Raw genomic sequence first — 21267 nt, forward strand, 5'->3', positions numbered from 1 at the left:
CAGACGGTCCTTCGATACGCCGCTTCGATAAGCTCAGCGGCTACTCAGGACGAACGGGGACACCCGGGCGATTCAGATCAGCGCGTAAACCGCTCCACCACCTCGGCCGGCACCCGCAGCAACCGCCCGCTGTGCCGGTCGAGCAATGCCCATGTCGTGCGCGCATCGACTTTTACCCGCCCATCGGCACCGGTGAAGCGCATCAGCCGGTCGAACCGTGCGCCCTTCGGCGCATCGTCGACCCAGGTCTCCGCCGTCACCGTCTCCCCGGCCACGACATTGCCGCGATAGTCGATCTCATGGCGGGTGATGACCCAGACATAGGCGGCATGCTGTTCGGGCGTGGCCAGCGCATGCCAATGCTCCACCGCCACGTCCTGAATCCAGCGGACCCAGACCGCATTGTTGACGTGGCCGAGTTCGTCGATGTCATCGGGACCGGCGGTGATCGTCCGGGTATAGCGGGGCGAAGTCATTGCTGCGTGGCGGTGTCCGTTGCGGGGCGCGGCTTCAGGCCGCTGGTCTGGATCCGCCATGAACGTTGTTCGGCGGTCGCGCCATCGATATCGCCGGTACGGTGCAGCGTGACCGGGCCGGCCAGCGACACCGGCGTCCCGTCGAGCAGGCGTCCGGTAACCCGCACCGGTATTTCGATATAACGCTGACCGGCGCCGGCATCGATCCGGCCGGGCGTGCCGATCGTCGCGCGATACTCGGCATATTTCGCGAACGAGTCGGCAAACGCCTTGGCCGACATGCCCGATGCTTCACCCCGGCCGTTCCACAGGCGATAGGCGTCCTGATAACGGCCGCTGCCGATCGCAGCGAAATAGTCGGTCAGCACCGCTACGGCCTCCTGCGGTCCGGCCTCGGTCGCGACCGGCGCGGCGGCGTCGGCCGGGCGAACCTCGTTGGCGGGCAGCGGTGCGGAGACGCCGGGAATGCCGTCGCCCGGGGGCAGGGTCGTCGACGGCGTCACCGGCGTCGGTTGACCCGCGATCGGCGTCGGTTCTGCAGCGACGGCGTTGTCCGCCGCCGCCCCGTTGCCTTCATCGCCACCGCCGCAGCCGCCCAGCAGCAGCGCCAGTCCCGCGGCGGCGAACGTCCTCACGGTTCGATCGCGTCGCGATCGGCGTCGTTCAGATCGTCGTCCTCGGCGAGATTGTCCTCGTCGAAATCTTCCTGAAGTTCGTCCTCGCTCTGGTCGCCCTGACCGGTGATCGTCACATCCTCATCCTCTTCGGCGAGTTCGTCGTCGACCATGTCGAGTTCGTCCTCATCCTCGTCGTCGGACGCGCCGAGATCGGGTTCGAGGTCGGTCAGGATCGTGCCGTCGCTGGGTCCGTCGCGGGTCGCTTCGAGGATTTCGGCGCGCTGGCTTTCGTCATAGCCGTCCTCGTCATAGCCGTCGTCGCCCGATCCCTGACCATTTACCTGATGACCGCCCATCGAATGACTCCTGCTGGTTAGGACAGGGAAACCCGTTGCGGGCCGCGCCGGTTCCTATCCCCTGCGGAACAGCCGGCCATGTTCGGTACGAAACACGACGAATACCGCGATCAGGCCGAGGAACAGGAACCCGCCGTACAGCGGCACGGTGGTTCCGTCGAACGCCTGTCCGATCACCGCCCCCAGCACCGCCCCGCCGAGCATCGACACAAAACCCTGCAGCGACGACGCCGTCCCCGCGATCGACCCCATATTCTCCATCGCCATCGCCGAGAAATTGGACGACGCGAGGCCGAAACAGGCCATCATGATCGCCTGCAGGATGATGAAGCTGGTCAGCGATTCGATCCCTGCCAGCGTGATCGCGAGGTGGATCGCCGCGACCGCGACCAGCCCAAGCAGGGCGGCGTGCGAAATCAGCCGCGTGCCGAAGCGCATCACGATCCGCGAGTTGAAGAACGACCCTGCCGCCATCGTACCGGCGACGCAGGCGAAGACGACGGTCAGCAGCTTGGGCTTGCCGAACGTCACCTCCATGATCTGCTGGATCGATCCGACGAAGCCGAACAGTCCGCCCGACAGCAGCGCCGCCGCGACGGTATAGCCGACGGCATAGCGATCGCGCAGCACGATGCGATACCCCTCCATGATCCGGCCGGGGTCGAGCGGCTGGCGTTCGGACACCGGCAGCGTCTCGGGCATGCGCAGCACGAACCACGCGAACACCGCAGCGGTGACGATCGCGATCCCGCCGAAGATCCACCGCCACGAGGCGAAGGCAAGGACGAATTCGCCGAAGGTCGGCGCCAGCACCGGCGCGGCCATGAAGAAGATGAAGGCGAGGCTCATCACCCGTGCCATCGCCCGGCCCGAATAACAGTCGCGCACCAGCGCCACCGTCACCACGCGCCCGCCCGCCACCGCCGCACCCGATGCGAAGCGCGCGATCAGCAGCAGCAGGAAACTGCCCGATACCGCCGCGACCAGATTGGTGATCGTGCTGGCGATCAGCGCGAAGATCAGCACCGGCCGCCGGCCATAGCGGTCGGCGAGCGGACCATAGGCCAGCTGCGCGATCGAAAAGCCGAGCAGGAACGACGTTACGACGAACTGCCGCGTATTGGGTTCGGCGACGCCCAGCGCGTCGCCGATCGCGGGCAGCGCCGGCAGCATCGAATCGATGCCGAGCGCGGTCAGCGCCATCAGCGCCGCGATCAGCGTCACGAACTCGCCGAACGGCAGCGGCGAACGGTCCGCCGACCCGCCACTGTCCGGGGCGGGAGCGGCGTCGGTCAGCGCGGCCGAGGTGTCGGGCGACAGGGGATCGGTTCTTTGTTGCATCGCATCATCCCCATGCCGCAACTCGCGGCTCGCGTCACGCAAAGGATCACCCTGTTCGGCGGCGGGCCGTGCGTCTATCTTCATGGCTTCGTTCCGGTATCTTTCAGGATTTGAGACCAATGGCCGACACGCCGCTTTCGCAGGTTCCGCTGATTTCGATGGCGCAGGCCGAGCAGGACCCCGATGGTTTCGCCCGCGACTTTGGCGAGTCGTTCCAACGCTTCGGTTTCGCGATGGTATCCGACCATGGCGTCGACCAGGGCGTCATCGACCGCGCCTGGGCGATGACCAAGGCATTCTTCGACCTGCCCGAGGCAGAAAAGCGCCGCTATTTCGTCGAGGGTGGCGGCGGTGCGCGCGGCTATACCCCGTTCAAGACGGAGATCGCCAAGGGCGCGACCCATGTCGACCTGAAGGAATTCTGGCATGTCGGGCGCGAGCTTGCTGCCGGTCACCGCTACGGCGACGTCATGCCTGCCAATGTCTGGCCCGACCGGCCGGAGGGGTTTCGGGAGGCGTTTCTCGACCTGTTCGCCGCGCTCGATGCGGCGGGCGACCGGCTGCTGTCGGCGATCGCGCGCTATCTAGGGCTGGAGCCGAACTGGTTCGACCGCGCGGTGAAGGACGGCAATTCGGTGCTGCGCCTGCTCCATTATCCGCCGGTCCCCGCCGATGCACCCGAAGTACGTGCCGGCGCGCATGAGGATATCAACCTCATCACGCTGTTGCTGGGTGCCGAGGAAGCGGGGCTCGAACTGCTCGACCGCGACGGGCGCTGGCTGCCGGTCGCGCCGCCGCCGGGCGCGATGGTGGTCAATGTCGGCGACATGCTGCAGCGGCTGACCAACCACGTCCTGCCATCGACCACCCACCGCGTCGTCAATCCGGCACCCGAACGGCGCGGCCATTCGCGCTATTCGATGCCGTTCTTCCTCCACCCCGCGCCCGATTTCCTGATCGAGACGCTGCCCGGCTGCATCAGCGAGGAACGCCCGAACCGCTATCCGACCCCGATCAGTTCGCACGACTATCTGTACGAGCGGCTGGTCGAGATCGGCCTTATCAAGAAGTGACGGCCACGGGGTTCCCCTGATCGCCAACCACCTTTAGAGACACGAAACCGGCCGGGGCGATGCTCCGGCCGCAATTTTATTACGTCAGCAAATTGAGGGATCTATGACCGAACCGCTCCGCGTCGCCATCGCCGGCCTTGGAACCGTGGGTGCGGGCGTGATTCGGTTGATCGAGACTAATGGCGACCTGATCGCCCGGCGAGCCGGCCGTCCGATCGAGGTCGTCGCAGTATCGGCGCGCGACCGGATGCGCGACCGCGGCGTCGACCTGTCGCGCTACCAATGGGTCGACGACACGGCCGCGCTGGTGCAGGCCGGCGATGCCGATGTCGTCGTCGAGCTGATCGGCGGATCGGACGGCCCGGCGCTGACGCTGGCGCGCGGTGCGCTCGCGGCGGGCAAGAGCTTCGTCACCGCCAACAAGGCGATGATCGCGCATCACGGCCTCGAACTCGCCAAGGCCGCCGAGGACAAGGGCGTCGCGCTGAAGTTCGAGGCGGCGGTCGCCGGTGGCGTGCCGGTCATCAAGGGCCTGCGCGAAGGGGCGGCGGCCAACGAGATTTCGCAGGTCTTCGGCATCCTCAACGGCACCTGCAACTTCATCCTGTCGAAGATGGAGGCCGAAGGCCGCGACTTCGCCGAGGTGCTGGCCGAGGCGCAGGCGCTGGGCTTTGCCGAGGCCGATCCCAGCTTCGACATCGACGGCGTCGATGCCGCGCACAAGCTGTCGATCCTCGCCAGCCTCGCCTTCAACACCCAGCCGGCGTTCGATGCGGTGGCGGTCACCGGCATCCGCCACGTGCTGGCCGCCGATATCGCCGAGGCGGCGGCATTGGGCTATCGCATCCGGCTGGTCGGGGTCGGCGAAGCAGGGCCGCGCGGGCTGTTCCAGCGGGTCCATCCGCACCTCGTGCCGCTCGACCATCCGTTGGCGCATGTCACCGGTTCGCTCAACGCCGTGGTTGCCGAGGGCAATTTCGTCGGCCGGCTGTTCTTCCAGGGGCGCGGTGCCGGCGATGGTCCGACCGCCAGCGCGGTGGTCGCCGATCTGATCGATATCGCCCGCGGCGAATTCGGCCCGCCCTATGCGATGCCGGTTGCCGACCTGACCCCCGCCGCGCCCGAACCGACCGGCGAACGCCGCGGCCGCGCCTATCTGCGCCTGCAGGTCGCGGACAAGGTCGGGGTGCTTGCCGAAATCGCGGCGGCGATGCGCGATGCCGGCGTCTCGATCGAAAGCCTGATCCAGCGCGGCGCGAATGCCGATGGCGGGGTGCTGGTCGCGATCGTGACGCATGAGGGGCCGGAACGCTGCGTCGCGCAGGCGCTGGAAAAGCTGGAAAGCTCGGCCAGCGTGCTCGGCCAGCCGATGTGGATGCACGTGCTCGGCGGGTAAGGGGGCGCCCGACGGCGGCGGGTCAGGGTAGCGGGATCGCCGCCTCGGCCTCGCGCCGCGCCCGGCGTTCCGCGCGCGCGGCATTGGCGCGCTGGATGAAGCAGCCGGTCTGTCCGCCGACCCCGGCGGTCGAGCAGCTGCCGATCCCGCTCGACCCGGCGTTCAGATTGTCCTGCACCCGCGTCGCCCAGCTTTCGCCGTCGCGGGTCGGTTCGACGTCGCGCAATTCCTTCGGGATACGGAAGCGTTCCTGTTCGCCCCGGCGGACGCAGACCACAATTTCCTCGCCATCGGCGTTGGTCGGGCATTTGTCGTTGCCATAGATGACGAGCGTGCCGTTGCGGACCTGCGCAGCGGCAGGCGCGGCCGGCATGGCAAAGGCGACGATCGCGGCGGCACCGGCCAGAAGCGTGCGGGTCATCACAAAATCCTCCTGTCCGGGTAACGCCCGGACGATCAAATGCGTTTCGAAACTTCGATGGCGATGCGGCAGCCCGCGCGGATCGCCGCCGACAGCAGGGGATAGGCCGGCGCGCGTTCGGCGCCATGCGCCAGCGCCGCTTCCTTATGCTCCAGCTCTTCGGCCTGGAACTTGCGGATCGCGGCGCCCAGTTCGGGATCGTCCTCGCCCAGTTCGGCGAGCTGATCCTCATAATGCTTGTCGATTTCGGTCTCGACCGCAGCGGTACAGGCCATTGCCGCTTCCGGCCCGATCGCCGCCGTCGCCGCACCCAGCGCGAAGCCGGCCACGTCCCAGATCGGCTGGATGATCGTTGGCCGCACGCCGCGTTCGGCGATCAGCGCGTCGAAATAGGCGCGATGCTCGGCCTCCTGCAACGCCATGCCTTGGATCGCCGCCGACATCGGGCTGCGGTCGCCCATCACCGCCAACTGCCCGGCATAGATGCGCGTCGCGCCATATTCGCCCGCCTGATCGACGCGGATCATCGACTTGATCCCGCCGGGCCGGGGATCGCCGGGTCGCCATTTGCTCATGTCCGCCTCCGTGTCGCCAGCATCAGCACCACCAACGCGCCGGCGATCGAAAAGATCGCGTTGAACCCGGCCAGCGAGATGCCGAGGAACGACCATTGCGGCACGTCGCAACGGACCACCGGTTGCCGCACGATCGCCGCCAGCAGGTCGCCGCCGGTCGCGTGCAGCGTATTGGCGCAGGCGGTGACCCCCTGCCACCAATGATATTCGACGCCGGCATGGAACACCCCGATCAGCCCGCTGGTCAGGATCGCCAGCCCGGCAAGGATCACCAGCAGCCGCTTGGCCGAGGTGCGCGGCGCGAAGAAGGAGAGAGCCGCCAGCACGATCGCCGCATAATGCGGCCAGCGCTGCCAATGGCACATCTCGCACGGATACAGCCCGCCCAGAACTTGCGAGCCGAGCGCCCCCGCGATCAGCGTGAGCGGCAGCAGCAGCGCGATCCAGCGCGCGAGCGGCAGGTCGTTGGCACGCATCGGTTCAGCGCTTGCCGGGCTTGGGGACAGCCGCCGCCATGCGCGTCGTCGGACCGACCCGGCCCATCGTCTGCAACGCATAATAGAGCTGGAAATCGTCGATGCCGCGCTTCTTCAGCGACTCGGCGGTCTCGGCAAAGCGCGGATCGTCCTTGGTGTCCTCGGTCAGCGTCTTGTCGTTGATGCCGGCCTCGTTGACCAGATGGCGGCGCAGATCGGCCTCGCGGTACACCGGGCGGCTCTTGTAATCGGGGTCCGAAATCTGCGGGACCTTCAGATCGGGGTCGATGCCGCCTTCCTGCACCGACCGGCCCGACGGCGTGTGGTAACGCGCGGTGGTCAGGCGCAGCGCGGTGTTCTTCGACAGGTCGAAGATCGACTGCACCGATCCCTTGCCGAAGCTGCGCTCGCCCATCACGATCGCACGGTGATGGTCCTGCAACGCGCCGGCGACGATCTCCGATGCCGATGCGGTGCCGGGATTGGTCAGCACGATGATCGGCAGTCCCTGCGCGAGGTCGCCCGGCACCATCTCCTCGGCGAAATAGCGTTCGGTATCTGCCTTGTCGCGCCCGCGCTGCGACACGATCTCGCCGCGTGCAAGGAAGGTGTCCGATACCTCGATCGCCTGGGTCAGCAGCCCGCCGCCATTGTCGCGCAGGTCGATGACATAGCCCTTGGGCTTGTGGCCCAGCGCCTTGTCGATCCCGGCGATCGCGGCGCGGGTGTCGGCGCCGGTCGTCTCGCTGAAGGTGTTGATGTTGATGACGCCGATGCCGTCCTTCACTTCCCATTTGACCGGCTTCTGCACGATCGTGCTGCGCACCAGCGTCAATTCGATCGGCTTGTCGCGGCCGGGGCGGACGATGGTCAGCGATACCTTCGATCCCGTCGGCCCGCGCATCTGCGCGACCGCTTCGTCGAGCGTGCCGCCGACGATCAGCTTGCCGTCGACATGGGTGATGTAATCGCCCGACTTGATGCCGGCACGCGCGGCGGGCGTGTCCTCGGTCGGGGTGATGACCTTGACCGCGCCGTCCTCCAGCGTGACCGACAGGCCCAGCCCCGAATAATTGCCGGTGGTGGCGATGCGCAGATTCTCGAAATCCTTGGCGTCGAGATAGCTCGAATGCGGGTCGAGCGCCGCCAGCATGCCGCGCATCGCGCCTTCCATCAGCGTCTTGTCATCGACCTTGTCGACATAGGACGCCTTCACCCGGTTGTAGACGTCCATGAAATTGTCGAGTTCGCGGAAACTTCCCGCATCGGCCTGCGCCATCGCGCCGGTGGCGACGGGGACCAGCGCGAGCGCACCGACGATCGCGGTTGCCTGAAGGAACGGACGGGACATACGCATATACGCTTGATGCTTTCGACTGCGGTACGGAAGCCACACTAGCGGGAAATCGTTCGGCGATCAAAGCGCTGTCTCGCTGAACCGGACGTGACGTTCGGCCACGACCGGGCAAAGCCGACTGCAGACGCCGGTATCGAACTGGCCCCGACCATGTCGTCGGTCCGGATGAAGTCGCGATCGCTGCGAAAGTCCGTGTCACCATATCCCCGCAAAGGCGGGGGTTCAGGACGACACCAGCAAACCCTTGTTTTGCTTGGCTCTGGACCCCCGCCTTCGCCGGGGTACGCAAGGGCGCCGGGACAAGCGGAGAATTTTCGCAGAGGTCTCAATCGAGTCCAAGGTGTCGCCGAGGGACTTTAATTCGACGAAAGCGATCCGGCCCTAGAATGCCGACCAGTCGTCCTCCGCTACCGCCAGCGCGGTGTTGCCGGCGACGTGCGGACGCATCGGGACGACGTTCGCCGGACGGGGGGCGGGTGCCGGGACGGCGCGGACGGGCGCGATGCGATGCCCGGTGTCGCCGAGGCGGAAGCTGCTGATCTGCCGCGCCATGCCGTCGGCATCGGAGGCGAGGCTGCGCACGGCCGCGGTCGCTTCCTCGACCATCGCCGCATTCTGCTGCGTCATGCCGTCCATTTCCGACACGGCGGTGTTGATCTGGTGCAGGCCCGTCGCCTGCCGCTCGGCCGAGGCGGCGATGCTGGCGACCAGTTCGTCGATCTGTCCGATGCGGCTGATGATCCGCGCCAGAGCGTCGCCGGTATCGACCACCAGCTGTACGCCGGTGTCGATCTGGCTGGACGATGCGGTGATGCGGGTCTTCACGTCCTTGGCGGCATCGGCCGAGCGCTGCGCCAGCGCGCGGACCTCGCTGGCGACGACGGCAAAGCCCTTGCCCGCGTCGCCCGCCCGGGCCGCTTCCACCCCGGCATTCAGCGCCAGCAGGTTGGTCTGGAACGAGATGCCGTCGATCACGCTGATGATGTCGCTGATCTCGGCCGAGGCGCGTTCGATGCCGTGCATCGCCTCCATCGCGCGACGGACGATCTCGCCCGACTGGTCCGCCTCGGCGCGCGCCTCGCTGACGATGCGGTTGGCCTGTGCCGCGCCGGCGGCGGTTTCGCGAACGGTCGAGGTGATCTCGTCCATCGCCGCCGCGGTCTCTTCGAGGCTCGCCGCCTGTTGTTCGGTCCGCTGCGACAGGTCGTCGGACGCCTGACGGATGTCGTCGGCGCCGTTGTTGATGCTGCCGGCGGCTTCGGTCACGGTCGCCAGCGTCGATTGCAGCGCCGCGACGGCGGAATTGAAGTCCGCCTTGATCCGCGCGAACGGCCCGGTCAGCTCGGCATCGACGCGCGAGACCAGATCGCCCTGCGCCAGCCGCGTCAGTGCCGCGCCGAAGCTGTCGACGATCAACATCGTCTGCTCCTCCTTGGAACGTTCGGCGGCGACCAGCTGATCGCGCAACGCCCCGGTCGCGTCGGCCAGCTGGCCCAGTTCGTCGCGCCGGCCGCCGGCCGGGATCGCGACCGCCATGTCGCCCGACGTCATCCGCTTCAGCGCCTCGACCAGCGCCAGCAGCGGCACCACGACGAACCGGCGGGTGGCGAAGCCGATGGCGAGGATGACGGCAAGCGTCGCGAGGGTGGTGAAGACGAGTAGCATGTTGGCCGTTCGGGCGATCGCGTTCGCCTCGGCGCTGACCTCGGCCAGATGCGCTTCGATCGCATCGGACAGGGTGCTCATCCCGCCCTCCAGCGTTTCGAAGGCTTTGAGAAAGCCGGGCAGCAGCGCCGTGGCGCGGGCCGGATTGGCGGCGGCGGCATCTGCGATCCGTTCGGCGGTCGCGATATAGGCGTTGACCAATGGCTGGATCTGGCGCGCGCGTGCGGCGATGGCGGGGGCATCGGCATAAGCTGCATCGGCCGCCAGCGCCTTGCGCAGCGCCGCCGAATCATCGGCCAGCGCCTTGCGGTTGGCAGCGAGGTCCAGATCGCCGGCGGAGCTGGCCCGCAATATCGACAGCACATCGCCTCGGATTGCGTCATGCATCATGTCGGCGGTCATGTGGTTGCGCAGCAGCGCCGTTCCCTCGCTGATACTGGCGCGCGCGTCGGACTGGCGGCCGTTGGACCAGACCCTCGCGCCTGCCGACCCCAATACCAGCAGCGCGATCGCAGCGATTGCCGCCAATACCATCCGGTTGATCGATTGCACGCGGGCCTACTCCGATTCGTTCGTTCGGTACGATCTGGGCCCTGATCGGATAATATACGGTTATCGCGCCATTGACTGCGCGCGCTACAGCATTGCCGCCAGATCGACCGGTACGCCGTGGCGACGCAGCTCGATCGTCACCGGCGGCCCGTCGCCCAGCGGCGCGCGACCGATCGGGGTACCGGCGGCGACGCGCGCGTCGACCGGCCCGACACTTGCGGCAAGACCGGAGACCGTCGTCGTCCAGCCATCACCATGGTCGAGGATCACCACCCGGCGATAACCGCGAAACCGCTTGCTGAACGCGATTCGTCCCGGCGCCGGTGCGATGACGGTGGCCCCCGGCGCGACGGTCAGCGTCAGCCCGCGCGCGCGCACGCCGCTGTCGCTGATTTCGCCGAACCCGGTCGCGACGCTGCCCCGGACCGGCAGGCGATAGGCGGGCGGCGGCAGTGCCGGAGCGGCGGCATCGGGCCGGGGAAGCGGCCCGGGCAGGGCGGCGAGCGCAGCGCGGGTGTCGACCGCCTCGCCCAGTTCCTCCAGCCGGTCGACGATGTCGCGCGCCTGTTCGCCCAGCGCGATCGCCCGGTCCGATTCGATCAGCGCACCGCGCGCCAAAGCCCGCGAACGCAACCGTTGTGCCGCCTCCGCGTGCACCAGCGCCAGCCGCTCATTCTCCAACCGCGCATTGCTGGCCGCCAGTGCCGCGAGCGCGACACCGGCCTGCGCGCGCAAGCGCGCCGCATCGGCAATGGCCGTACGGACGGCGGCGGTGCGCCGTTGCATCGCCGGCACAACGGTGCCGAGCACGGCGCGGACATGGACCAGATCGTCGGTCGATCCGGGCTGCGCGACCGCCAGCCATGCCGGGCGGCTGGCAAGTGATTGCAACGCCCCAACCAGCCGCGCCACCGGTGCCTGTCGGGTCGCCAGCTCGCCGCGACGCCGGGCAAGCAATTCGCCGATCAGTGCGACGCGCGCCTGTGCGGTGCGGCGATCGGCTTCGGCAGCGGCGATGCGCGCGGCGAGGGCCGCCTGTGCGGCGCGGCTACGCGCGGCCCCGGCGCTGGCGGCTCGCGCGGCGCGCTGGAGCAATTGCGATCTCGCGCTCGCCGCCGCCGCTGCCCGGCGGGCGGTTTCCAGCCGTTCGCGGCCCGCCGCGACCGGATCGTCCTGCGCCCACGCCGCCGCACCCGCCAGCGCGGCCAGAGCGACGATCAGGGCGAGCGCGCGCCTCATCCCTCGCGGTGATAGGGGTGGCCGGACAGGATGCTGGTCGCGCGCCACAATTGTTCGGCCAGCATCGCCCGCGCCATCAGATGCGGCCATGTCGCCCGTCCGAACGCGAGCAACAGGTTGGCCTGTGCCCGCTGCGCATCGTCAAAGCCATCGGCGGCGCCCAGCAGGAACCGGGTCTCGCGCACCCCGTCGTCGCGCCAGCGACCCAGCTGCGTCGCGAACGTCATCGACGGCAGGTCGCGCCCCTTTTCGTCCAGCATCACGATGCGCGTGCCCGGGTCGACCGGCGGTACCTTGCCCCCGCTATCGGGCAGTTCGGTGATCTTCGTCGGCCAGCCGACTCGCTTCAGATAGCGGTCGATCAGTTCGGCCTCGGGACCACGCCCGATCCGCCCGCGCGCGACGATATGCAGCAGCACGGGCGGACAGGCTTTATGCGTGCGCGGTCGGGTTCAGCGTATCGCCGAACGCCCACATCCGCTCCAGATTGTAGAAGGTGCGGACTTCGGGGCGGAAGAGGTGGACGATCACGTCGCCGGTGTCGATCAGCACCCAGTCGGCGGTCGGCAACCCTTCGATGCGCGACGGGCGGCCGAACTCGGCCTTGACCCGCTCGGCCAGCTTGGTCGCCATCGACGCCACCTGCCGGCTCGATCGGCCGCTGGCGATGACCATGTAATCGGCGATGCTCGACTTGCCCGCGAGCGGGATCGACACCGTCTCGACCGCCTGGTCGTCGTCGAGGCTGGCGAGCACCATGCGGTGCAGCGCTTCGGTCTCGCTCATGGCATCGGTCGGGTCGGTAGGGGTCGGCAAGGGTATCAGCTTTCAGGGGCCTGTGCGCCGGACCGGGCGGGTGGAATTACCCGACGGTGCCAGGCGGGATCGGCGGCGCGGATCGCGGTCGCCGAAGTTGGATCGGGGCGGAAGCGCAAACGGACCAGCGCCGGCAAACTCCACATCGTCCATCGTCTCGCCTGGCCTGCGGGCCGCGCATGGCGCCGCAACCAGCCCATCGCAGGACTAGCGAGGGCGCGGCCATCATAGCCCGGACGCGCGACGACCGCAATCGCCACCGTCCGCGCAATGCCGCGCCAGTCGCGCCAGCGGTGAAACTCCGCAAGATTGTCCGCGCCCATCAGCCAGATGAAGCGATGCTGCGGGTAGAGCCGCACCAGTTTGCGCAAGGTATCGATGGTGTAGCGCGTGCCCAGCCGCCGTTCGATCGCGGTCGGCCGGATCGGCGCATGCCGCGCGACCCGCCGTGCCGACGCCAGCCGTGCGTTGAGCGGCGCCATGCCGGCGGCGGGCTTCAGCGGGTTGCCCGGCGAAACCAGCCACCACACTTCGTCCAGCGCCAGCGCGCGCTTCGCCGCCAGCGACACCCGGCGATGGCCGCGATGGGCCGGGTTGAACGATCCGCCGAGCAGGCCGATGCGGCTCATGCCAATGAAGACCGCTCGTCACGCCAATTCCGGCGTTCGTGCAGGACACGCAGGATGGCTACGTCGTCCGGCTCGACGGTGTAGAGCAGGACATAGGCGGTACGGGCCACAGGCCAAGCCCGGACGTCTTCGGCAATCCACCGACCGATGCCGGGATAATCGCACAAGCGATCAGCCGCTGCACGAATGTCGCCTATGATCCGTACCGCCGATGGGAAGGCATCCTGCTCAATCAGATAGACGTCGAGATCGGCCAGGTCGCGAAGGGCGGAGGCAGTCCATATCAGTCCTGGCATCGTGCGCGATGGCGAGCGATCATCGCATCCAGTTCCTGCATCACGACGTCATGGGGTATCGTTCGGCCGTGTCGCAGGTCATCCAGTCCGACCTGTGCTGCGTCCAACAGGCGTTCTTCCGACACAGCGGCATCGTGCAGCAGGGTCGCGGCAACATCGCCGATCGACTGGCCCCGCGCCGTCGCCAGCCGCTGCACGATGGCGGCGGTTTCGATGTCGATCGAAGCGGTCAGCGAGGTCTTTTCCATTCCGACAACCTATGCCGCGCGACCCCCGCCATCAAGGCCGGGTCTGACCGGTCCCGCGCACGATCCATTTGTACGTCGTCAGCCCCTCCAGCGCGACCGGGCCGCGCGCATGCAGTCGGCCGGTGGCGATGCCGATCTCCGCGCCCAGCCCGAATTCGCCGCCATCGGCGAACTGGGTCGAAGCGTTCCACATCACGATCGCCGAATCGACGCGCGCAAGGAAATGCTCGGCGGTCGCTTCGTCGGCCGTGACGATCGCATCGGTATGGTGCGATCCGTGCGCGGCGATATGCGCGATCGCGTCGTCGACCCCGTCGACCAGCTTTACCGACAGGATCGCGTCGAGATATTCGGTGTCCCAGTCGTCTTCATTCGCTTCGAGGATATCGGGGTGCAATGCCCGCACCTCGGCATCGCCGCGCAATTCGCAGCCGGCATCGAGCAGCCCGGTCAGCAACGGCAGCGGATCGGCATAGGCGCGGTCGATCAGCAGCGTCTCCGTCGCGCCGCAGACGCCGGTCCGCCGCAGCTTGGCATTCACGACGATCTCCCGCGCCATCGCCGGATCGGCAGCGCGGTCGACATAGCTGTGGTTCAGCCCGTCGAGATGCGCCAGCACCGGCACGCGCGCCTCGGCCTGGACCCGCGCGACTAGGCTCTTGCCCCCGCGCGGCACGATCAGGTCGATCAGCCCTTCGGCCGCCAGCATCGCGCCGACCGCCGCACGATCGGTCGTCTGGATCAGTTGCACCGCCGCTTCCGGCAGTCCGCCCGCGACCAGCCCACGCACCATCGCCGCGTGGATTGCGCGATTGCTGTGGATCGCCTCGCTCCCGCCGCGCAGGATCGCCGCGTTCCCGGCCATCACCGCCAGCGCCCCGGCATCGGCGGTAACGTTCGGCCGGCTTTCGTAGATGATGCCGATCACGCCGATCGGCACGCGGACCCGCGTCAGCACCAGCCCGTTGGGCCGCTCGCTGCGGTCGATGACCTCGCCGACCGGATCGGCCAGTCCCGCCACCGCCACGACCCCCGCCGCCATCGCTTCCAGCCGGGCCGGGTCGAGCCGCAGCCGGTCGAGCAGGGCGCCCGACAGGCCGTTCGCCTGCGCAGCGGTAATATCGCGTGCGTTGGCCGTGAGGATGGCGGCGGCGTCGTCGCGGATGGCTGCGGCGGCGCGGCGGAGCGCGGCGGCTTTGGTTGTTGTCGGGGTTGCCGCAAGAATTTGGGCCGCCCCGCGCGCGACGTTGCCCATAGCGGCGATCGGAACAATCCGATCGGCAATCGTCCGGGCAGTCGACATGCAAGATCCTCCATCGCGTGCGGAACGCGCATCGCGGAATATCGTGGCACCGTCCAGTCGCTGCCGCAGCGTCCTATATGAAAAGGGGCCACCGTTACGGCAGCCCCAGGATCGTCATCTACTGGTCGGATCAGAACTTCGCTTCGAACCCGACATACATGTAACGGCCGGTATTGGTCCAGAGGCTGCCTGCTTCGGTGCCCTGTTGTCCCAATGGTGGCAGCGTGTCGGTGATGTTGTCGATCCCGCCATACAGACGGAACCGATCGTTCACCGACGCGCCGATCCGAAGATTGTGGTAGAAGATTTCCGGATAGTAGACGAACGGGAACGCATCCGGGTTCTGTGCCGGACGACCGTCGAACGCATTCTGGGTTTCGAACGCACCGATCGTCTGCTTGCCCACATATTGCAGCTGATAGTTCAGATCGAACACGCCGAAGTCGAAGTTCGTCTGCACGTTGGCGCGCCATTGCGGATCGCCGACCTGGCTCAACTGACGCGTACGGAACGTCGGATCGGCGATGTCCGTGAAGTTGTTCCGCTTGATGACATAGGTCACCAGCGCACGCAGCGTCATGCGCGTCTCGCCGCCCAGATTGGTATTATATCCGATATCGGCATCGATTCCCGACGCTTCGAGCTTCGCGTAGTTGAACGGTTGCGAGAAGAACGAAGGGCCATCCAGCGGCAGCGATACGACGCCGCCGGCATGGGTCACGTTCTGCTGGCCGGCAAAGGTTCCGTCCGGCCGACGGAACACCACTGCGCAGAACTCATTGTCGATCCCGCTGGGATTGTCATAGCACTGGTTGATGATCGTCTGGCCGGCCAACGAGTTGATCGCGTCGTTGATGCGGATGTTGTAATAGTCGAACGACGCCGAGAAGCCGGGCAATAGCCGCGGCTGGAACACGGCGCCCACGGTGAAGCTGTTCGACCGCTCCTCGCGCAAAGCGGGATTGCCCCGGTTGAAACCCGAGATGCCCGACGTCGGAACGTTGGTGAAGGGTTCGGTCGTTCCGTTGAAGGTCTGGGTCAACGGAACACCGGCGGCGGTGCAATTGCGTTCGCGGTTCGGATTATTGTTGATGTTCTGCCGGCCGCACGGGTCCGAGAAGCTGTTCGCGAAGGTCTGCACATTGGCCGTGAACAGATCGCCAAGGGTCGGTGCGCGGACCGAACTGCCATAGCCGGCACGCAAACGCACATCGCGGACGGGTGCGAACACGCCGCCCAGGTTCCACGTCCAGGTCCCGCCGATATCGCCGACACTGTAATCCGAATAGCGTGCGGCACCTTCGAGCGACAGTTCGTGGATGAAGGTTTCGCTCAGCAGCGGTACGCGGACTTCGGCAAAGGCTTCCTTCGATACGAACGCCGGCGGATCGAACGCCGGAATGGCGTTCAGGAAGGTCAGACCTGCCGCGGTGGTCGGATCATAGGCCGCGTATGCCCGTTCCTTCCGGTACTCGCCGCCAACCGCAAAGCCGATCGGACCACCGGGCAGTTCAAACAACTGACCAAGGTTGCCGGAAACATAGGCGGTTGCGTTGAGCTGGTCGGCCCATTCCTCGCGCGTGGAAGTGTAGCCGAAATAGTTCAGCGCCGCTTGCGATACGTTGCCATTACCGAACAGGTTGACCGGTACGCAGGCCGCGTCGTCGTTGGCGGTGTTCGCATCGGCATTGACCGCGCAGACGATCTGGCCGGCAGAGTTCCGTACGGCGTTGATCGAACGCGAATATTGCGCCTGCAGGACGTTGCCCGCCGTCGAATAGAAGGTTTCGACGCGGCCGTAGTTCACGGCCATTTCATACTTCCAGTCAGTGTTGAACGTCCCTTCGACACCGCCGACGATCCGATAGGTATCGCGCCGGTGATCTTCGCCGCGCGCGCCGAAGTCGACGTTGAAGCGTTGCGCAGCGAACGTCGTCGCGCCGGGCGCGAGGACCGAGGTGAGCTGATTGCGCGCCTGGGTCGACAGATACGGGTTATTGATGCTGAACGAGTTGTTGTAGAAGGTCGGCTGACCTTCCTGAAGCGAATTGATCCGGATCCACTTCGCCTCGACGAACGGGCGGAAGGCGTCGGACACGTCGAAATGCGCGAGGACATTGGCCCCATAGCGCTCGATACGCGGTTGCAGCATGCCGGTCAGGCGCAACGTCGAACCGATGCCGCCAACGCAATTCGAGCTTGCGACCGTGAAGCGCAGGTCGTTGAGGCAATTATTTGCCTGGAGCGTGCCATCGGACAGGAATCCGAACGCACGGCCATATTGTGCCAGCGGATTGGCGCTGGTGGGTGCCGGAATGCCCGAGCAGGCCGCCGCGCGCCGCGCCGCGAATGCCGCCGCCGACTCCCCGGTTGCTGCGGCCGTCGGGCAACCGGCGATGAACATGCCGCCTTCCGAGATATTGCCGTTGCGTACGCCAAACAGAAACGCCTGATCGGGAATGCCGTTGCCGAGCGCAGATTCAGATCCGCGGATCTGACCCGCCGACGAGTTCAGGTTTGGGCCGGTATTCTCGACCGCGTTGAACTGGGAACGCCCGCTATAGGCGCCGGTCAGGTCGTCGCGATCGGTGTTGTACAGTACGTCCGAGAAGGAATATTCGGCGTTGATGGCGATGTTGCCCCGACCATCGGCAAAATTCTTGCCGGCGGTGCCGCTCAGGAAATAGGCGCCGCGATCGCCGCGATCCGAAACGCCGCCCTGTCCGCGCAACCGGACGCCTTCGAAATCGCGCTTGGTAATGAAGTTCACCACGCCCGCGATCGCGTCCGAGCCATAGACGGCGGAGGTGCCGCCGGTGACGGTGTCGACCCGGTCGAGCAGGTCGACGGGAATGGTGTTGATGTCGACCTGGAACGATCCTGGCGTACCCGTGATGTGACGGCGACCATTTTGCAGCACGAGGGTGCGGGTGGTCCCGAGCCGGCGCAGATCGAGCAGGCTGAGCCCCGCCGTACCGATGAAGCGGGTCGAGTTGGCCGAACTGTAGGTTGCGCCGAGCGCGGGCAGCGTGTTCAGCGCGTCGCCCAGCGAAACGTTACCGTTGTTCGTCAATTCCTGCAGGCTGACCGAGACGATCGGATTGGCGGAATCGAGATTGGCCGCACGGACGATGCGCGAACCGGTGACGGTGATGATCTCGCTGGTGTCGTCAACGGCTGCCTGACATTCGGCACGGGAATCGCCCGCAATACAGTCGGCCGGCCGTTGACCCGCATCGTCTGTCGGTGCCTGTGCGAGAGCAAAGCTTGGGAGCAGTGCGAAACCGGCAAGCGCCGTCGCACCGAGAAGTCGGTGTAGGTTCATGAAATTGCCCCGTTTTAACGCGCGATGAAAACCCGCGTTGGGGCTCAGGAAAAAGATTATAAACGGCGTTGGCAAGCGGCTACGCTGCAAAACGCCTTATTTGTCAGCCAGTTGTGACACGATTACAACAAATGGACTATGTCGCCGTGCAGCATCTGCAACTTTAATAAAAGTTGCGCTAAATTATTATAATAATGCTACACGGCAACACTTCGTTACAATAGGTTGGTTACCGCTCGACGCACATCGCAATACCCATGCCGCCACCGATGCACAGAGTCGCCAGCCCCTTCTTCGCGTCGCGGCGCTTCATTTCGTAGAGGAGCGTGGTCAGCACGCGCGCGCCCGATGCGCCGATCGGGTGGCCGATCGCGATCGCGCCGCCGTTCACATTCACCTTGTCCGCGCTCCAGCCCATGTCCTTGCCGACCGCCAGCGCTTGTGCGGCGAAGGCTTCGTTGGCTTCGACGAGGTCGAGATCGTCGACGCTCCAGCCCGCCTTTTCCAGCGCGCGGCGCGAGGCGGGGACGGGGCCGATGCCCATGATCGACGGATCGACGCCGGCGGTCGCCCAGCTCTTGATCGTGGCGAGCGGTTCGAGGCCGCGCCTGGCGGCTTCGTCGGCGGACATCACCACTAGCGCGGCGGCACCGTCGTTCAGGCCCGATGCGTTGGCGGCGGTCACCGAACCGTCCTTCTTGAACGCCGGGCGCAGCCCCGACACGCCGTCGATGGTTGCGCCGGCACGGATATATTCGTCCTGATCGACCACGGTGTCGCCCTTGCGGCCCTTGATCGTGACCGGCGCGATCTCGTCGGCGAAGCGGCCCTCGCCGCGCGCGGCTTCGGCGCGGTTCTGCGAACGCACGGCGAATTCGTCCTGCTCGGCGCGGGTCACCTGATATTGCTCGGCCAGATTCTCGGCGGTGATGCCCATGTGATAGCCGTTGAAGACGTCGGTCAGCCCGTCCTTGATCATCGTGTCGACCATCGTGCCGTCACCCATCTTGGTGCCGGCGCGCATCTGTACGGCATGTGCCGACAGCGACATGCTTTCCTGTCCGCCCGCGACCACGATCGTCGCGTCGCCGGTCTGGATCGCCTGCGCCGCCAGCGCGACCGCGCGCAGCCCCGATCCGCACACCTGGTTCAGCCCCCATGCCGGGACTTCCTTCGGCACGCCTGCCGCCATCGACGCCTGCCGTGCCGGGTTCTGCCCCTGCCCGGCGGTCAGCACCTGGCCGAGGATCACTTCCGACACGTCCTCGGGCGCGACGCCGGCCTGGGTCAGCGCGGCGGCGATCGCCTGCCGGCCGAGTTCGTGCGCGGGCACCGCGGCAAAGGCGCCGAGAAAGCTTCCGACGGGGGTACGCTTGGCGGCAACGATGACGGCGTCGGTCATGGGCAATCCTTCTCCTAAAGCTTCGCAGGCTATTTAATGTGGGGCGCGTCGCTTAGCCAGCGTGCAAGCGGTTCCCAAAGGACGCTTCGTCCGCGACTGCCGACGATCATGCCGACATGGCCGGCGGGGACGATGCGCCGGTCGGGCAGGCCGATCGCGCTGGCGGCGGGGACGATCCGGTCGCTTTCGGCGACGAACTCGACCATCGGCACGGCGTGCGTGGCGGAGGCTACGCCGCCCGCGACCTGCCAGCGCCCGCCGCCCGGCAGGTTGGCGTCGAACAGGTCGTCGAACAATTCGCGTCCCGCCGCATAGGGAAGCGGCGCCCCGGCATTGGCCCAGTCCTCCAGCGCGAGGAACGCCTGTGCCTTCGCCGATGCGGGATCGAGATCGGCGAAGGCGACATATTTGTCGACGGTGCGTCCCGGATCGAGCTGCCAGAACATCGCCTGGAGGAACTCCATCGGCACCAGCCCCATCTGTTCGGCGGTCGGTTGCGCCATCGTCCATTGATCGGCGATGGCCGCGCGCGTCGCCTCGCCAAAGCCGGCGAAATGCCACGGCGTCGCGATCAGCGCGATGCCGGCGGTATCGACGAACCCCGCCGCGGCCAGCGCGATCGTGCCGCCCAGACAATATCCGACCAGCAGCGGGGGCACGTCGAGCGTCGCGCACAACCGCGCCGCCGCCTGCGCATGATCGCCAAGGTCCATCGATCGATCCGCCGGCCCCGGCGTCCCCCAATCGACCAGCAGCACCCGCAACCCCCGTCCCGCCAGCCAGCGCAGCAGCGAATTGTCGGGCGACAGGTCGAGGACGAAGGGCGGATTGATCAGCGACGGGATCACCACCACCGGTCGCCCGGTCCCGCCATAATCGCGCAGCACGATCCGGCCGTCGCGCGCGACCGGGTCGGGCATCGCCGCGCGCGGCAGGCGCGGCGCGTCCTGATAGGCGCGCAGGCCGGCCAGCGCACGGGCGCGCCGGGCGGGGTCGTCGGCGGTTTCGCTGCGCAACATCGAGAGAAACAACGGTAAAGGCCGTGGCCCGTGTTGCGGCGCGGTATCAACCGGTGTAGCCATGAGCATATCTTTCGCGCAAGGATTTCGCATGAAGAAGGCAGCGGCCGACGGCAGCCCCGTCATCATCAAGAAATACGCCAATCGTCGGCTGTATAATACCGAGACGTCGTCCTACATCACGCTCGAGCATCTGGCGGCGATGACGCGCGAGCATCGCGATTTCAAGGTGGTCGACGCCAAGACCGACGACGACATCACCCACAATGTGCTGACGCAGATCATCATGGAGGAAGAGAGCCGGGGCCAGACGCTGTTGCCGGTCAGCTTCCTGCGGCAGCTCATCACATTGTACGGCGATTCGATGCAGGCGATGGTCCCGGGCTATCTGGAGGCGTCGATGGACAGCTTCCGCCGCAACCAGGAACAGTTCAAGACCGCGGTCGAGGGCGCCTTCGCCCATTCGCCCTTCGCCGAGATCGCCAAGCGCAACCTCGCGATGTTCGAGGCGGCGGCCCATGCGTTCCAGCCGGGCGCGGCCGGCACGCCGACCCCGACCCCAGCGACCTCGACCGAGGCGCCGGCCGCGAAGGTCGACGAAATGGCCGCGCTGCGCGCCGAACTGGCGCGGTTGCAGGACAAGGTCGACAAGCTGGGTTGAGCCGGGCGGGGAGGGGGCTGGACG

Annotated in this window: 22 protein-coding genes; 3 read left to right on the forward strand and 19 right to left on the reverse strand. The window is 66.9% G+C overall.

What is annotated here, in order from left to right; genetic code table 11:
• Nucleotides 1–77: 77 nt before the first annotated feature.
• From MF607_RS13040 to MF607_RS13055, 4 genes are read right to left on the reverse strand one after another with little or no spacing between them, the layout of a single operon-like run.
• Complete coding sequence (locus tag MF607_RS13040; protein WP_242119460.1) at nt 78–476, reverse strand: acyl-CoA thioesterase; 399 nt, start codon at nt 474–476, stop codon at nt 78–80.
• Entirely contained in the window at nt 473–1111 is a 639-nt protein-coding gene (locus MF607_RS13045; protein WP_242119462.1) for a hypothetical protein, read from the reverse strand. The genes MF607_RS13040 and MF607_RS13045 overlap by 4 nt, the downstream gene beginning before the upstream one ends.
• Entirely contained in the window at nt 1108–1449 is a 342-nt protein-coding gene (locus tag MF607_RS13050) for a DNA primase (RefSeq protein ID WP_242119463.1), read from the reverse strand. The genes MF607_RS13045 and MF607_RS13050 overlap by 4 nt, the downstream gene beginning before the upstream one ends.
• Before the next feature lie 54 nt (nt 1450–1503).
• Nucleotides 1504–2874, reverse strand: coding sequence for a multidrug effflux MFS transporter (locus MF607_RS13055; protein ID WP_242119465.1), 1371 nt, complete (start codon nt 2872–2874; stop codon nt 1504–1506).
• A 35-nt stretch (nt 2875–2909) separates the two neighbouring features.
• Here MF607_RS13055 and MF607_RS13060 point away from each other — a divergent pair, with 35 nt between their 5' ends.
• Entirely contained in the window at nt 2910–3863 is a 954-nt protein-coding gene (locus tag MF607_RS13060) for an isopenicillin N synthase family dioxygenase (RefSeq protein ID WP_242119468.1), read from the forward strand.
• A 103-nt stretch (nt 3864–3966) separates the two neighbouring features.
• Nucleotides 3967–5259: a homoserine dehydrogenase gene (locus MF607_RS13065; RefSeq protein WP_242119470.1), complete on the forward strand. Its 1293-nt coding sequence runs from the start codon at nt 3967–3969 to the stop codon at nt 5257–5259.
• 22 nt (nt 5260–5281) lie between these two features.
• Here the strand turns inward: MF607_RS13065 and MF607_RS13070 are convergent, their stop codons facing one another.
• The 15 genes from MF607_RS13070 to MF607_RS13140 form a co-directional block, all read right to left on the reverse strand.
• A complete protein-coding gene (locus tag MF607_RS13070; protein WP_242119472.1) occupies nt 5282–5680 on the reverse strand; it encodes a hypothetical protein in 399 nt (132 codons plus the stop codon).
• A gap of 35 nt (nt 5681–5715) precedes the next feature.
• Nucleotides 5716–6255 carry a demethoxyubiquinone hydroxylase family protein gene (locus MF607_RS13075; RefSeq protein WP_242119474.1) on the reverse strand — a complete coding sequence of 180 codons (540 nt, stop codon included), beginning with the start codon at nt 6253–6255 and terminating at the stop codon, nt 5716–5718.
• Nucleotides 6252–6731, reverse strand: a complete 480-nt coding sequence (locus MF607_RS13080; RefSeq protein WP_056460040.1) for a disulfide bond formation protein B — start codon at nt 6729–6731, stop codon at nt 6252–6254. The genes MF607_RS13075 and MF607_RS13080 overlap by 4 nt, the downstream gene beginning before the upstream one ends.
• A 4-nt stretch (nt 6732–6735) precedes the next feature.
• Nucleotides 6736–8082, reverse strand: coding sequence for a S41 family peptidase (locus tag MF607_RS13085; RefSeq protein ID WP_242119761.1), 1347 nt, complete (start codon nt 8080–8082; stop codon nt 6736–6738).
• Nucleotides 8083–8469: 387 nt separating this feature from the next.
• Nucleotides 8470–10305 (reverse strand): methyl-accepting chemotaxis protein, encoded by a 1836-nt coding sequence (locus MF607_RS13090; protein WP_242119476.1) that lies wholly within the window; start codon nt 10303–10305, stop codon nt 8470–8472.
• Nucleotides 10306–10389: 84 nt separating this feature from the next.
• The gene (locus MF607_RS13095; protein WP_242119478.1) at nt 10390–11544 is read right to left on the reverse strand and encodes a murein hydrolase activator EnvC family protein; all 1155 of its coding nucleotides are present in this window, start codon (nt 11542–11544) and stop codon (nt 10390–10392) included.
• Nucleotides 11541–11963, reverse strand: a complete 423-nt coding sequence (locus MF607_RS13100) for a 23S rRNA (pseudouridine(1915)-N(3))-methyltransferase RlmH (protein ID WP_242119480.1) — start codon at nt 11961–11963, stop codon at nt 11541–11543. Before MF607_RS13100 ends, MF607_RS13095 begins: the two co-directional genes overlap by 4 nt.
• Before the next feature lie 13 nt (nt 11964–11976).
• Nucleotides 11977–12330 carry a ribosome silencing factor gene (rsfS, locus tag MF607_RS13105; protein WP_242119482.1) on the reverse strand — a complete coding sequence of 118 codons (354 nt, stop codon included), beginning with the start codon at nt 12328–12330 and terminating at the stop codon, nt 11977–11979.
• A gap of 35 nt (nt 12331–12365) precedes the next feature.
• The gene (locus MF607_RS13110) at nt 12366–12989 is read right to left on the reverse strand and encodes a nicotinate-nucleotide adenylyltransferase (RefSeq protein WP_242119483.1); all 624 of its coding nucleotides are present in this window, start codon (nt 12987–12989) and stop codon (nt 12366–12368) included.
• Complete coding sequence (locus MF607_RS13115; RefSeq protein ID WP_242119484.1) at nt 12986–13285, reverse strand: type II toxin-antitoxin system RelE/ParE family toxin; 300 nt, start codon at nt 13283–13285, stop codon at nt 12986–12988. Before MF607_RS13115 ends, MF607_RS13110 begins: the two co-directional genes overlap by 4 nt.
• Complete coding sequence (locus MF607_RS13120) at nt 13273–13533, reverse strand: hypothetical protein (protein ID WP_242119485.1); 261 nt, start codon at nt 13531–13533, stop codon at nt 13273–13275. The genes MF607_RS13115 and MF607_RS13120 overlap by 13 nt, the downstream gene beginning before the upstream one ends.
• A gap of 31 nt (nt 13534–13564) precedes the next feature.
• A complete protein-coding gene (locus tag MF607_RS13125) occupies nt 13565–14836 on the reverse strand; it encodes a glutamate-5-semialdehyde dehydrogenase (protein WP_242119486.1) in 1272 nt (423 codons plus the stop codon).
• 130 nt (nt 14837–14966) lie between these two features.
• On the reverse strand, nt 14967–18161 hold the full coding sequence (locus MF607_RS13130; RefSeq protein ID WP_242119487.1) for a TonB-dependent receptor domain-containing protein: 3195 nt from the start codon (nt 18159–18161) through the stop codon (nt 14967–14969).
• A gap of 229 nt (nt 18162–18390) precedes the next feature.
• Nucleotides 18391–19563 (reverse strand): acetyl-CoA C-acetyltransferase, encoded by a 1173-nt coding sequence (locus MF607_RS13135; RefSeq protein ID WP_242119488.1) that lies wholly within the window; start codon nt 19561–19563, stop codon nt 18391–18393.
• 29 nt (nt 19564–19592) lie between these two features.
• Nucleotides 19593–20582, reverse strand: coding sequence for an alpha/beta fold hydrolase (locus MF607_RS13140; protein ID WP_242119489.1), 990 nt, complete (start codon nt 20580–20582; stop codon nt 19593–19595).
• A gap of 91 nt (nt 20583–20673) precedes the next feature.
• Here MF607_RS13140 and phaR point away from each other — a divergent pair, with 91 nt between their 5' ends.
• Complete coding sequence (phaR, locus tag MF607_RS13145; protein ID WP_242119490.1) at nt 20674–21243, forward strand: polyhydroxyalkanoate synthesis repressor PhaR; 570 nt, start codon at nt 20674–20676, stop codon at nt 21241–21243.
• Nucleotides 21244–21267: the final 24 nt, after the last annotated feature.

Source organism: Sphingomonas lacusdianchii (genome assembly GCF_022664395.1).
Lineage (GTDB): Bacteria > Pseudomonadota > Alphaproteobacteria > Sphingomonadales > Sphingomonadaceae > Sphingomonas > Sphingomonas lacusdianchii.

Coding starts and splice junctions, on each gene's coding strand:
- MF607_RS13040 (WP_242119460.1), bottom strand. CDS start 476: ATGACTTCGCCCCGCTATACCCGGACGATCACCGCCGGTCCCGATGAC.
- MF607_RS13050 (WP_242119463.1), bottom strand. CDS start 1,449: ATGGGCGGTCATCAGGTAAATGGTCAGGGATCGGGCGACGACGGCTAT.
- MF607_RS13055 (WP_242119465.1), bottom strand. CDS start 2,874: ATGAAGATAGACGCACGGCCCGCCGCCGAACAGGGTGATCCTTTGCGT.
- MF607_RS13060 (WP_242119468.1), top strand. CDS start 2,910: ATGGCCGACACGCCGCTTTCGCAGGTTCCGCTGATTTCGATGGCGCAG.
- MF607_RS13065 (WP_242119470.1), top strand. CDS start 3,967: ATGACCGAACCGCTCCGCGTCGCCATCGCCGGCCTTGGAACCGTGGGT.
- MF607_RS13070 (WP_242119472.1), bottom strand. CDS start 5,680: ATGACCCGCACGCTTCTGGCCGGTGCCGCCGCGATCGTCGCCTTTGCC.
- MF607_RS13075 (WP_242119474.1), bottom strand. CDS start 6,255: ATGAGCAAATGGCGACCCGGCGATCCCCGGCCCGGCGGGATCAAGTCG.
- MF607_RS13080 (WP_056460040.1), bottom strand. CDS start 6,731: ATGCGTGCCAACGACCTGCCGCTCGCGCGCTGGATCGCGCTGCTGCTG.
- MF607_RS13085 (WP_242119761.1), bottom strand. CDS start 8,082: ATGTCCCGTCCGTTCCTTCAGGCAACCGCGATCGTCGGTGCGCTCGCG.
- MF607_RS13095 (WP_242119478.1), bottom strand. CDS start 11,544: ATGAGGCGCGCGCTCGCCCTGATCGTCGCTCTGGCCGCGCTGGCGGGT.
- rsfS (WP_242119482.1), bottom strand. CDS start 12,330: ATGAGCGAGACCGAAGCGCTGCACCGCATGGTGCTCGCCAGCCTCGAC.
- MF607_RS13110 (WP_242119483.1), bottom strand. CDS start 12,989: ATGAGCCGCATCGGCCTGCTCGGCGGATCGTTCAACCCGGCCCATCGC.
- MF607_RS13115 (WP_242119484.1), bottom strand. CDS start 13,285: ATGCCAGGACTGATATGGACTGCCTCCGCCCTTCGCGACCTGGCCGAT.
- MF607_RS13120 (WP_242119485.1), bottom strand. CDS start 13,533: ATGGAAAAGACCTCGCTGACCGCTTCGATCGACATCGAAACCGCCGCC.
- MF607_RS13125 (WP_242119486.1), bottom strand. CDS start 14,836: ATGTCGACTGCCCGGACGATTGCCGATCGGATTGTTCCGATCGCCGCT.
- MF607_RS13130 (WP_242119487.1), bottom strand. CDS start 18,161: ATGAACCTACACCGACTTCTCGGTGCGACGGCGCTTGCCGGTTTCGCA.
- MF607_RS13135 (WP_242119488.1), bottom strand. CDS start 19,563: ATGACCGACGCCGTCATCGTTGCCGCCAAGCGTACCCCCGTCGGAAGC.
- MF607_RS13140 (WP_242119489.1), bottom strand. CDS start 20,582: ATGTTGCGCAGCGAAACCGCCGACGACCCCGCCCGGCGCGCCCGTGCG.
- phaR (WP_242119490.1), top strand. CDS start 20,674: ATGAAGAAGGCAGCGGCCGACGGCAGCCCCGTCATCATCAAGAAATAC.